The organism is Campylobacter concisus (genome assembly GCF_002913765.1).
Lineage (GTDB): Bacteria > Campylobacterota > Campylobacteria > Campylobacterales > Campylobacteraceae > Campylobacter_A > Campylobacter_A concisus_BB.
The window spans coordinates 180,359-192,865 of the sequence record NZ_PPCH01000007.1 but is presented as its reverse complement, the minus strand read 5'-3'; the positions used below and the strand labels follow the sequence as shown (position 1 = coordinate 192,865).

The following is a 12,507-nucleotide window of genomic DNA, read 5'->3' as shown; positions in this document are numbered from 1 at the left end:
ACTAGCCTGCAAATTTAGCAGGCTAGCTTTATCTTGCATTTTAAAATTTATACTAAAATCCGCTTTTACATAGAAATTTAAAGGACGGATTATGAGAAAAATTCTGCTACTTTTGTGCCTAGCACTTAGCCTCTTTGCCTTGCAAAATGACAAAGATATGCTAAGTGGAGAGCTAAAAAACGGGCTTAAATACTATATAAAAGAGAATAAACTCCCGCAAAATACAGCCATCTTTTACCTAGTCGTAAACTCAGGCTCGACCGATGAGAGAGACGGCGAGCAAGGTCTTGCTCACTTTTTGGAGCACATGGCGTTTAATGGCAGCCGTGACTTTAGCAAAAATGAGCTCATTAAACAGCTTGAGAGCCTTGGGGTTAAATTTGGCGCTGATCTAAACGCGCAAACAAGCTACGATCAGACGAGCTACACGCTAAGTATAAATGTAAATGAGAAAAATTTAAAGGACGTTTTCAAGGTCTTTTCAAACTGGATCGATGGCGTGAAGATCGATGCAGGCGAGCTTGATAAGGAGCGTGGTGTCATAATGGAGGAGGAGCGCCAGCGAAACACGCCAGCATATAGGCTCTATCTTGCTCAAAGTAAGGACATCTTTGCTGGCAGCATCTATCAAAAAAGAGTGCCAATAGGCGATATGAACGTGATAAAAAGCGTAGATGCTAAGCACATGCAAGAGTTTTACGAGAGGCTATATCAGCCAAGATTTATGAGCTTTGTGGCAGTTGGCGACTTTGATAAAAACGAGATAAAAGCCCTGATAGAAAAAAACTTTAGCGCAGCAAAAAATAGCAACTCATACGTTCATCCAGATAAAAGCATCGCTTTTAAAGATGGGCTAAATGTCTTTAACTACGACGCAAACGAGACGGCAGCTCAGTTTGTAAGGCTTAGCTTTTTTGATAAATTTAAGCCAGTTTCAGACGAGGCTGACGTGAAGCGAAATTTAAAAGATGCGCTAATAGCTAGCCTTATAAATATGCTTTATGAGCAAAAAAATGCAAATAATTCATCAAATTTAAGCGTTGATTTTATGGCGCAAACACTTCAAGCAAAGCAAAAAATTTATAGCTTTGAGGCAAATGTGATCGGAGATGATTTTAACGCTAGCATTAAAGATATGTTAAGCGTTTTAAATGGTATCGAGAAATTTGGCTTTAATAAAGGCGATTTTACCGATGTGAAAAAGGCGTTTTTGGCAAATGTAGAGGCTAAATTTAAACGCTCAAAAACTAAAAAATCAAGCGTTTATGCAAGTGAAATTTTAAATATGATCGAAAATGGCGGCTTTGTGCTAAGCGATGAAGATAGCAAAAACCTTAGTCTAAAGCTCTTAAACGAGATCACGCTAGAGGATGTTAATGCTAGATTTAAGCAAATTTTAGCCATACCTGATGAGCGCGTGAGGGTCTTTAGCAAAGATGGCTTTAAACTTAGCAAAGATGCCTTTTTGAAGCTAAAAGATGAGGCTAGCCCTTACGATACAAATTTAGTTAGCCAGAGCCTAAATAAGAGCCTTGGCAATGAAAATTTAGAGCCAAAAGATATCCTTTCTAGCGAATTTGACCAAAAGCATGGCATCTATACTTATAAGCTGCCAAATGGCTCGCAAGTCATCTTTAAGCCACTAGCCACCAAAAAAGATAGCATCTTGTTTGCGGCCATTAGCAAAGGTGGCACTTCAGATTTAGCTGATCCTAAGCTTGGTGGCTTTGCGGTTGCGCTTACAAATGAAAGTGGCGTTGGCAAATTTAACAACTACGAGCTTTCAAAGGTGCTAAACGACAAGATAGTAAGCTACGAAAAGAGCATAGAGGCGCTTACACAGGGCATTTACGGCTCTTCAAGCAGTGGCGATCTTGGCTCGTTGCTAGCTGTTATAAATTTAGAGTTTAACTCCCCAAGAGCCGATGCAAACGTGCTTGAGAGGATAAAAAAAAGGGCAAAAGATGAGCTAGCTAAAGAGCAAAATTTACCTGAATATAAATTTAGCACCGAATTTAGCAAGTTTTTTTACGAAAACAACAAGCGTGTAGCGCCCATCGAGATGGCGCAGATCGACGCGCTAAAGCTAAATGAGCTAAAAGAGATCATCAAAGATAAATTTACAAACGCTGCCTCATACACCTTCGTAATCATCGGCGACACCGACGAGGAGAGGCTTTTGCCACTTGTTAAAAAGTATATCGCTACCTTGCCAAAGCTTGGTGAGGCTGAAAATTTTAAGGATGATGGCGTGCGAAGCATCAAGGGTCAGCACACCTTTAAAAGAGAGTATCAAAGCACAAAAAGAAGCGATGTGAGCGTGGATATCGTAAATTTAGATACAAAATACAGCTTCAAAGAGGTGATCAAGTTAAGAGCGTTAAGCTCAGTCTTAAAAACGGTGCTTCGAGAAAAGATCAGAGAGGATAAGGGGCAAACATACGGCTTTAGCCTAAACGCTAGGCTCGCTCGCTATCCGTATGAGCACTCAAAGGCGGTGATCGGCTTTACTTGCGACCCTGCAAACACGGACAAGATCATCGCCGAGATAAAGGAGATAATAGCTAGCATCAAGCGTGATGGCGCACTTTTGCCAAAACATTTGGAGGATTTTAAGGCGCAGAGTGAAATTTCTATAAAAAAAGATTACGAAAAGCCTGAGTTTTGGCAAAATCTCATCATCTCAAATAAATTTTTTAACACGCCACTTTATACGGCTGATGAGTATATAGATGCGATCAAAGCGCTCACAAATGACGATATCAAAGAGGCTGCTAGGCTATATCTTGATGAGAAAAATATGGTGATAAGTATAAATAATCCGAAGTAGAAATTTGGGGGACAGCTGGCTAGCTCTTTAAATTTAAGACTAAGCAGAAATTTGAGTAGCTAAGCTAGCCTCCAGAAATTTATATCTAAATAAAATTTTAGTTATCTAAGCCGGTTTTTTAAATTTAAATATAAATAGACATTTGAGAAGTGAAGCTGGCTCTTTAAATTTAAATATAAATAAATTTAGAGGGCAAGGCCAGCCTCAAAAATTTAAGCAAAATAAATTTAGCGCGCCAAGCCAGCCCCAAAATTTAAACCCTAAAGCTAAGCCAGTATATCCTTTGGCTTTAGCTTGTTTAGCTTTTGCACTAGATCATCAAAGCTCGCTCCATTTTCGACCTCGCGCCTGATAAATTCCTCAAAAAACTCGCGCTTTATGTCTTTATTGGTATAGGTCACGCTCTTTTTGGTAACTTGCATAGGCTTAAATTTCTCTTCTTCTATATCCTCATCGCCATCTTCTCTAACTGGCACAAGAGCGATATTTTGCAGGTTTTATTAAACTCATCTACGCTAAATCCGTTTTTCTCGCTAGTGATGATGGAATTTAACCTCCAAAGCTTCGTGCTATCAACGAAATTTTTAAGGCTAGCCACTTCATCTTTACTCATAGAACTATCGATGCCATTTATCTTGCCCCAGATAGAAATTTTATCATTTGACGAGTAGCCAGAAAGCGATAGATGCTTGAAGTCTAGAGAATTAGGAGAAATTTTTACCTTGCCTAAATTTGCGATAGTCGTTGGCTGTTTATTAAAAGCGTCTTGATAGTTAAAGCTTTGATTAAATCCATTTAGCGCATTTATCATGTCAAATCCTTTAACACTATATCGGCAAATGGATTTAAATTTTAAGTGGGATTATTTTTTATTGCGGTATTTTTCAAAAATGGCGATCATTTGGTGCGAGTCTTGCGCGACTTTGAGCTTGTTTGGGTTTTTGCTAAGCAGCTCTTCTCTTAGGGCGTCGATAAATTCCTTGTCCTTTTTGCAGGCTTCAAGGCTCACACGCCCTCTAAGTATAGCCATAAACATAATATCGGCAGTCGCGTTTATCATCTCAAGCATCTTTTCTTCGCTCATTTTTCTAAATTTTGCCCCTTTTTAAGCAAATATTATTCCTTTGTGCTTATAAAATTTATTATTTTTACCTCTTGGCTCTCTTTGCAAGCCTCCAGAGCAGCTGCGTTTTTCACCATGTGAGCGCTCTTCATATGCTCTTTTTGGCTTTCTAAATTTTCCCAGCTCTCCATAAAGCAGTATTCGCTTTTAGTGCCTGCAACTACGCCGCACTCGTAGCTTATGCAGCCTTTGTCTTTTCTTGAAGCTGGCACGATCTCTTTTAAAATTTCTTCAAATTTCGCCTCACATCCAGCTTTTAACTTTACATTTACATAAAATCCTACCATTTGCCTATCCTTTAATATTTTTTGGCTAAAATAACGCAATTTAGACGCAAGTTTGCGTATTACATTACAAGGCCTTTTCATGACAAGATGATACAAAATAGTAAATTTATAACTCATAAAACCAAACAAATTTAACCAAATATCGGAGAAAAAATGAAAAGACGAGACTTTTTAAAGCTAGGCGCCTTAAGCGCAGCAAGCCTTCAAGCAAAAGAACTTGACGGAGCAGCTCAGGCACTTTTTGACAAGCAAAGCGGCCTAAGTGCGAACAAATTTGGCCCATTTTATGTAAAAACTATCGCAGGTCGCGTGGTAGAGACCGAGCCATTTGAGGGTGATGCGTGCCCAAATGAGCTAAACAACGCACTTCTTGATCATATCCAAAACGAAAGCCGTGTAAAATATCCATTTGTTAGAAAGAGCTTTTTGACTGACCCAAACAACCCAAAGCCAGAGCTTCGTGGCAAAGAGGAATTTGTGCGTGTGAGCTGGGACGAGGCGATAAAGCTAAGTGCGAAAATTTTAAAAGAAAATTTTGATAAATACGGCGCTGAAGCTATCTACGGACAGGTTTATCAGTGGGGTAGCCTTGGTAAAGTTGGTCACAGCCAAAAGACCGCAAAGAGGCTACTTAACGTGCTTGGCGGATATGTAAATGAGCTTGGTGGCTACTCATACGGCGCAGCGACTGTCATCATGCCACACATCACTGGCTCGATCGACCCAACACTAGCACCAACAAAGTGGGAGGCTATCTTAAAAAATGCCAAAACGATCGTATTTTGGGACACAAACCCAGTCGTTTCAAACAAGATCGCCATTGGCGTGCCACTTCACAACTCATATAAATACTACGATGAGATCAGAAAAAAAGGCGAGAGCGGCGAGATGAAAATTTATAGCGTAGACGTTTATCACAACGAAAGCGCAAGATATTTTGGCGCAAAATACCTTGAAGTCGTGCCTTGCGCTGATACGGCGATGATGATAGGTATGTGCAACTACCTTTTTGAAAAGGGGCTTTATAGCAAAGAATTTATAGAAAAATACACCGTTGGCTTTGATAAATTTAAAGAATATATGCTTGGCACAAAAGACGGGGTCAATAAAAACCTAGCTTGGGCAAGCAAAATTTGTGGCGTGAGCGAGCAAGAGCTGGCGAAATTTAGCGAGGATCTAGCCAAAAACGACTCAGTCATAGTTAGTGGCTACGCCATCCAAAGGCAAGATCACGGCGAGATGGCCTACTGGGCGCTAGTGACGCTAAATGCGATGCTTGGACACATCGGCAAAGAGGGTTGTGGCTTTGTCACAAATGACGGCATGCACAAAAACGCTGATGAAAGCTATATAGCGCCTAAACTAGCGGCTTTTGAGACGAAGGTGCCACAAAAATTTATTGATAGTGGGCTAGTGCCAAAGACTAAGGGCTACGAGCTGCCAAACTCAAGGCTCATAGACGCGCTTTTAAGCCCTGGTAAGGAGATAACTAGAAATGGCAAGAGCTACAAGCTACCAAAGATCAGAGTGATGTTTAACGCCAATGGCTCGACATTTACAAGGCATCCAGAGACTAACAGGGCGATAAAAGCTATGCAAAAAGTTAGTGCGATCATCACTTGCGAGCCATTTTGGACGAGCACGGCTAAATTTAGCGACATCGTCCTGCCAGCTGCGCTTGAGTGCGAACGAACGGACATCGAGATGGCAAACTCAACAAACGAATATCTCTTTGCCATTAAGCCGCTTGTCACGCCATTTGGCGAGAGTAAAAGCGACTTCGAGATCGCAAGGCTCATCGCAAAAGAGTGGGGCAGAGAAGAGGCATTTAGTGAGGGCAAAAGCGAGCTAGAATGGGTCAAAGAAATTTACGAAGATGCCGTTAAAAAGGCTGCTGGGCTTGGGTATGAGAGCATGCCAAGCTTTGATGAGTTTTGGCAGAAGGGATATTTTAGATTTGACAAGGTCGATGAGAAAAAACGCTACTTTACAAACTACAAGAAATTCCGCGATGACCCAGTGGCAAATCCGCTAAAAACGCCATCTGGCAAGATAGAAATTTACTCTGAAACGGTCGCTGGCTTTGGCTACGATGACTGCCCACCGCATGCGACGTGGCTTGAGCCATTTGAGTGGCTGGGCGCAAAAAATAAAAAATACCCTATCGCCATCAGCGGCGCACACTCTAAATTTAGACTTCACTCGCAGCTAAATAACTCTGTGCTTCGCCATTTTAACGAGATCGCAGAGCGCGAGCCAGTGCTCATAAACCCAAAAACAGCCGAGGCTAGAGGGATAAAAATGGGTGACGTGGTGAAAATTTACAACGACAGGGGCGAAATTTTGTGTGGTGCATTTGTGACTGAGGACGTGCCACAAAACGTTGTTATCGTGAGCGAGGGCGCTTGGTACGACCCAGATGTGCCAGGCGAGAAGAGCCTTTGCTTGCATGGAAATTTAAACGTGCTCACAAAAGACGTGCCATCAAGCAAGATGAGCCAGAGCAACACCGCTCACACGAGCCTTGTCGAGGTCGAGAAATTTAAGGGCACGCCAAAGCGTGTCAGGGCGTTTGACGCACCAAAGATCGGCGCAAGAAAGGCCTAAAAGTAACACTTTGAAAATTTAAAGTGCCAAAAGCTATCCTTTTTTAAATAATTAGAGTTAAAATCTAAGAAAAAAGAAAGGATAGCTAATGAAAATCGCTGAAATAGACACTCCAGCGCTGCTCATAGACAGAGAGATAGTGCTAAAAAACTTAGACAAAATGCAAAAATATGCTGATAAATTTAACGTAAGCTTAAGACCACATACCAAAACGCACAAGATGCCATACTTTGCAAAACTGCAAGTAGAGCGCGGCGCAAAGGGCGTCACGGTGGCAAAGGTGGGCGAAGCTGAAGTGATGGCAAAAGAGGGGCTAAACGACATTTTCATCGCAAATGAGATCGTCACAAGGCAGAAATTTGCTCGCATCATAGCGCTTGTAAGATCTGGGGCAAAAGTGAGCTTTGGCGTCGATAGCGTGGGCGTTTTAAAGCTCATTGATGAGGTCTTTGGCGAGGCTGGCGAGATAGCTAGGCTACTTGTTGAGATAGAAGTTGGCGAAAACCGCTCAGGCGTCATTGAAGAGGGCGATTTTAGGGCTTTGATGAGCGCTTTTAAAGAGTGCAAAAACGTGAAATTTTGCGGTGTTTTCTCGCATGATGGGCACTCATACAAGGCAAAAGATAAGCGCGAGTGCGAGCAAATTTTTAGGGTGGCAACCGACAGGACGCTAAAATTTGCTGATATCGCGCGTGAGTTTGGATATGAAAAAATTACTGTTAGCATAGGCTCGACGCCGTCGCTGATAAACGACTTTGAGATACCAAAAGGCGTTACGGAGCTTCGCCCTGGCACATATATATTTATGGATGCGTCGCAGGCAAACGCTTATGGTAGCTTTGATATGAACACTGCTAGCGTGCTTAGCGTCGTGATCTCAAGGCCGACTGCGACCCGCACGATCCTTGATGCTGGGGCAAAGGCGCTAACCAAAGAGAGGCGCAGCGAGGGCTTTTGCACGACGCCTGGCATGGGTCTCATCGCGGAGCATGAAGTGTGGATAGATAGCCTGTTTGACGAGCATGCGATCATCTTAAATGAGAAATTTGCTAACAGCGTGCGCGTGGGCGATCTCGTGCGTATCTATCCAAACCACATCTGTCCGGTGGTAAATTTGTATGACTACGCCTATCTCGTAAGTGGCGATGAGGTCTGCGAAAAAGTCCCAGTTTTGGCAAGAGGTAAGATAGAATAAGTAAATTTGGTTGATATATCTGCGCATGCAGTGCTTTAGCACTGACGCATGCACCTCTAACGTGCGAGGGGATTTTACTCGGGCTTCGCCTCGTAACCGCAAGCAGACGTGGGATCTAAAGGGAGATAAGGGGACGGCTTCGTAATTTAAGTCCCCCTGTCTCCCTTTTGAATAAAAAGAATTTTACAAATTTGATAAAGCTGTCTTTGCAAATTTTAAACTTTCACTCACTCACAAGAATTGACTACTGATTTTAGGTCTCGCGAAGCTTGCCACTAAAATCAGAGCCAAAATTACTCGTTTATGAAATTTTAAAATTTACAAGGCGCTCACAGCTCACACATGTAGTTTGAATTCAAATTTCACTTTAATATCACCGAACTCTCTTGCAGTTTTTCTAGCTTTAAAATTTGCTCTTTTGGCTTTGCTTTTAGGCGCTCAAGCATCGCTATTTTTTGGGCGTAAATTTCATTAAATTCGGTCTTTATATCAAGCAAAGTTTTATTTAAAAAAGAGTTATTTGAGCACATAAGATCGTCAAATTCATAAAGGCTAAAGGCATTTAGCATGCGCTCATAAACCTCTTTTGCACTTGGGATGTAGAGTGGCGTGCCCATTTGCAGGTGCGAATTTAGCGAGTTTTCGATCTTTTGCTTTAGAAAATAAACCGCAAGCTTAAGCGCATTTTCGTAGTTTGATGCGACCTTTACGTCAAGCTTTTCAAAAAAGAGCGAAATCTTTTGCGTCGCCTTAAATTTGGCATTTTCATACTCTCTTAAGAAATTCTCATAGGTCCTGCCAGCGTAGGTGTTTATCGATTTTGTCTCGTAGTTTGAGGCAAACTCATCAAATGGATTAAAGCTCTCATAGCGAGATTTATAAACGAAAAGCTCATCTTCTAAGCTTTTATAAAGCTCATCAAAAGCTGATATGATCTCATTTTCAAGCTCTTTTAGATCTCTTTTGTAGCGTTTAAAAAATTTAGAAAAAACGACGTCTTCATAGATGAGCTTTGAAAAGACCTCGTCCGTGTCAAGGCTTATCATCTCAAAATTTTCTCGCTTATAAATTTCTTTGTTTAAAAGCGTCTTTGCTGGGTTAAATTTTGTCCTAGAAAATGGCTTAAGCAGCTTAAAAACTTCATCGCTTGCAAGCTTGATAGCCTCGCTCATATCGCTGTATCGTAGGGCGATTTTAGGCTTAAACTCCTCTTTTATCGCTTCTAGTTTTTCTTCAAGCGTGGCATTAAATTTATCTAAAATTTCATCAGCTGCGCTATAAACTTTTAGGCGGTTTTCTTGCTCAGTGATTAAAAAATTTACTATCTTTTTCGCCCTTGCTTTTATGAAATTTTCTTTAAAGCTCGCACTTAAAAACGTCTCTTTTACCGCGCTTAGTGCTTTAGCGAAATTTGAGCTTTCTAGCTCGCTCTTGTTTTCATTTGTGATGCCAAGGAGTGCTTGCTTTGATGAGATGGCAATGATATCTTCAAAAAGCTCGCCGTAAGTTTGCCTAGCGTGTTTTAGCAAGCTTTCAAGCTCGTCCTCGCTTAGTTTATCCTTTTGATTGATGAAGCAAAGCGCCTTTAGATCGTTTGTTTTTAAAATTTCTTCTACGCTTTCAAGCTCGCTTGCCTTTGCTGCGTTGTTTGCGAGGCTTAGCCAGATCGCGCCGCAAACCTTTTTTAGCGTGTTTTTGGTCTCTTTTGTGTCGGCATCTCGTAGTGAGTTTAGGCCGGGCGTGTCGATGAAATTTACCTCTTTTAAAATTTCGCTTGGCGCATAAAGTGTCATGCTCTTTATCTGCTCGCTCATGGCGTTTAGCTCTGCAAGCTCACTGCTAGCTAGCAAACTCTCGCTGCCATTTGTAAATTTCACGCTAAGAAGCGGTAGCTTGGCAAATTTTAGTCGCACGGCTTTTGCCGTGACAGGCGTTAGACCTGATGGCAAGATGTTTTGCCCAAGCAGAGCGTTTAAAAATGTTGATTTGCCACTTGAAAACTGCCCGATGACGGCGATGAGAGGCGGCTCATTTAGAGTGTCGATTAGTAAATTTAGGCTCTCTTTTATCTCATCGCTTGCGTGCAGGCTTGGATCATTTAGCTCATTTACCAGCCTTGCTAGCTCGCCCTTAAAGTCGCTTGTAAAAACCTTAAAATATCTCGCCTTATAGGCATTTATGAACTCATTAAACATTTTCTAGCTCCCCTAAAAGCGAGCAAATTTCATCTTGCAAGGCGTTTTGTTCTTTTAGTTTTAAAAGTGAGTTTTGATTTTGCGAGCTAAGCTTTTCTAGCTCACGATCTAGCTCTTTTAGCCTCTTATCAAGCGTGGCTTTTTGAGCGCTTTCATAGGTTTTTATGAGGTTTAAAAGGCGATTTTTTTCATGGTCAGTTAAAATTTCACAAAATTGAGAGATATTTTTATCTTTTAGCAAGCCCTCTTTTAAGCCTAAAAGTGCTTCACTTGCGTCACTTGAAATTTTAGCTCTAAATGCAGCTAAAAGCTCCTTAAATTCAAGCTTTACGCCCATTTGCTCTAAAAAGTCATTGATGTTAAAAACCTCGTCTTTACTAATCACATAATCATCAAAATTTAAAGCGATGTTTTGCTCGCACGATCTTGTTTGCACCAAAGTCTCGTTTCTAGCCTCTCTCATAAGTGCCATCACACCGTCTCGAAGCGTAGTTTTTGCGATTTGCTCTATGCGTTCAAAATTTAAGCTTTGCTTTTTGCTTTTGCAGTAGGCTAACTCGCTTTTTACCTTGTCGTTTAGGTTTTGCAAAAGCGTCTCAAGCCCCATTTTATAGATGTTTTTGGTGTTGCTGCTTTCAAGCTTTGCAAGCTCGTTTTTGGTTAGGCTTTCAAGTTTAGAGAAATTTTCACTAAGTGCGCTTTTGACGTTTGCCTGCTCATTTTGAAGCTTTTTAAGCTCCACTTCATAAGCTTTGAGCGACAAAATTTCAGCCTTAGTAGCCTCAAGCTTGCTATTTAGGATGTTTTTTAGCTCCTTTTGATACGAGCTTAAGATAAGGGCTGATTTTTTAGAATTTTTGCCAAAAAGCACCTCGTAAAGGTAGTCCTTAAACTCCTCCACACCGCTATTTGCAGCGCCTTCTAAGAAGCTTTTTGCACTAAGCGCAAAATAATCAATCTCAACGCCATTTATCTGCTCAGCAATCGCTTTTTTAGTGTAGTTTAGCGTCTCGTTTAGCTCTTTAGCGCTTAGCTCATCAGCGTGAGTTAGCACCACGGCGAGCCTTACGATATGCGAGTTTTCAAGGCATTTTTTTAAAAATAGAGCGTCTTTTTGTGTGGCACTTTGTGAGGCGTTCATGAGGTGGGCTAAAAGGTCGCACTCCCTCATAAAATTTGTAGTGATCTGCTCTCTTAAAACCACCGCATCATCGATGCCTGGCGTATCTATGATGCAGACGTTGTCTTTTAAAAGCTCTAAGTCGTCATAAAGCTCGACGCTTTTTACGAGATTTGCTGTTTTTGAGCTTGAAGAGGTGTAGTTTTTTATCTCGTCTATGCCGATATCTACGCTTTTGCTTGGTAAATTTTCGCTTGGTATGCCAAGTGCTAAAAGCTCATCAATGCTGTAAAAATTTACCCTCGCAAAGCTATCTTTGGAGTATTTTAAAATGGTTAAATTTATAGTTTCTGGCACGTTTGAAGCGCCAAGGACGGACTTGTTTAAAAGGGCGTTTAAAAGGGTTGATTTGCCAGAGTTTATGACGCCGCTTGCTGCTATGTTAAAAAGCGTTTCGTTTGATCTTTTTTTGGCTGCCGCAAGTGCCTCTAAAAATGTTTTATCACTATCAAGTAAGCTTGCTTTTTCGTTTATCTCATTTAAAAAGTCTAGGTTTTTATGGAAGTGATCTTTTGGCTTGGTATGAGAAATTTTAGCCTCATTAGCGCCTTTGTTTTTGCTTATGATCTTTTCTAAAAAGGCAAATTTCTCATCATCTATGATCTTTTCATCGCGCAATTTTTCTAGGTATTTTACTATCTCATCACTTGAAATTTTAGCCTCATTTAGTGCTTTAAGAGTCGCAAGCTGCGCACTTTGTATGCTAAATATATCTAGCTCAACTTTAAGCCTTTTTAGCACCGCCCTAAACTCATCAAGCGCCATAAACTGATCTAAATTTCTCTCGTCACAAACTAAAAGAAGAGCTAGCAGATCTGGGTAAAATGGCACGCTAGCAGCAGCATTTGTATAAATTTTATTTGCACGCCAAGCCTGTTTTAAAAACTCATCCATAAAGACTCTTTTTATTGATATTTTGGGATTTTATTAAATTTTTACTTATGAAGCTATCAATCAAAATTGTAAAGACCGTTTAGTAGGCAAAAGCTTTGATGCAAATGGTTTTAGGACACTGCCTAGATGCTCTATACTCGCAGGTTAAGAGGCATCTTATTTTGGCAATATGTGTTGCATTAAAAAGAGCTTCATA

At 40.9% G+C, this 12,507-nt stretch carries 9 protein-coding genes; 3 read left to right on the top strand and 6 right to left on the bottom strand.

Going from position 1 to position 12,507, the window contains the following annotated elements:
* Window positions 1-91 precede the first annotated feature (91 nt).
* Window positions 92-2,830, top strand: coding sequence for a M16 family metallopeptidase (locus CYO89_RS01580; RefSeq protein WP_103596888.1), 2,739 nt, complete (start codon window positions 92-94; stop codon window positions 2,828-2,830).
* A 266-nt stretch (window positions 2,831-3,096) separates the two neighbouring features.
* Here CYO89_RS01580 and CYO89_RS10295 read toward each other — a convergent pair whose 3' ends face one another.
* Genes CYO89_RS10295 through CYO89_RS01565 form a run of 4 tightly spaced genes read right to left on the bottom strand, consistent with a single transcriptional unit; the run spans window position 3,097 to window position 4,240 of the window.
* A complete protein-coding gene (locus CYO89_RS10295; RefSeq protein WP_181001866.1) occupies window positions 3,097-3,306 on the bottom strand; it encodes a hypothetical protein in 210 nt (69 codons plus the stop codon).
* Window positions 3,273-3,641, bottom strand: a complete 369-nt coding sequence (locus CYO89_RS01575) for a hypothetical protein (RefSeq protein ID WP_181001865.1) — start codon at window positions 3,639-3,641, stop codon at window positions 3,273-3,275. Before CYO89_RS01575 ends, CYO89_RS10295 begins: the two co-directional genes overlap by 34 nt.
* Window positions 3,642-3,692: 51 nt before the next feature.
* The gene (locus CYO89_RS01570) at window positions 3,693-3,914 is read right to left on the bottom strand and encodes a hypothetical protein (RefSeq protein ID WP_002941152.1); all 222 of its coding nucleotides are present in this window, start codon (window positions 3,912-3,914) and stop codon (window positions 3,693-3,695) included.
* A gap of 32 nt (window positions 3,915-3,946) precedes the next feature.
* Window positions 3,947-4,240: a putative quinol monooxygenase gene (locus tag CYO89_RS01565; protein WP_103596887.1), complete on the bottom strand. Its 294-nt coding sequence runs from the start codon at window positions 4,238-4,240 to the stop codon at window positions 3,947-3,949.
* Window positions 4,241-4,393: 153 nt separating this feature from the next.
* On the opposite strand from CYO89_RS01565, the gene CYO89_RS01560 reads away from it, so the two are divergent.
* The gene (locus CYO89_RS01560; protein WP_103596886.1) at window positions 4,394-6,847 is read left to right on the top strand and encodes a molybdopterin-dependent oxidoreductase; all 2,454 of its coding nucleotides are present in this window, start codon (window positions 4,394-4,396) and stop codon (window positions 6,845-6,847) included.
* Between the two features lie 88 nt (window positions 6,848-6,935).
* A complete protein-coding gene (locus CYO89_RS01555) occupies window positions 6,936-8,042 on the top strand; it encodes a D-TA family PLP-dependent enzyme (protein ID WP_103596885.1) in 1,107 nt (368 codons plus the stop codon).
* A gap of 362 nt (window positions 8,043-8,404) precedes the next feature.
* Here CYO89_RS01555 and CYO89_RS01550 read toward each other — a convergent pair whose 3' ends face one another.
* Together CYO89_RS01550 and CYO89_RS01545 are read right to left on the bottom strand one after the other, a co-directional pair.
* Window positions 8,405-10,237: a dynamin family protein gene (locus tag CYO89_RS01550; protein ID WP_103596884.1), complete on the bottom strand. Its 1,833-nt coding sequence runs from the start codon at window positions 10,235-10,237 to the stop codon at window positions 8,405-8,407.
* On the bottom strand, window positions 10,230-12,311 hold the full coding sequence (locus CYO89_RS01545; protein WP_103596883.1) for a dynamin family protein: 2,082 nt from the start codon (window positions 12,309-12,311) through the stop codon (window positions 10,230-10,232). Before CYO89_RS01545 ends, CYO89_RS01550 begins: the two co-directional genes overlap by 8 nt.
* Between the last annotated feature and the right edge of the window lie 196 nt (window positions 12,312-12,507).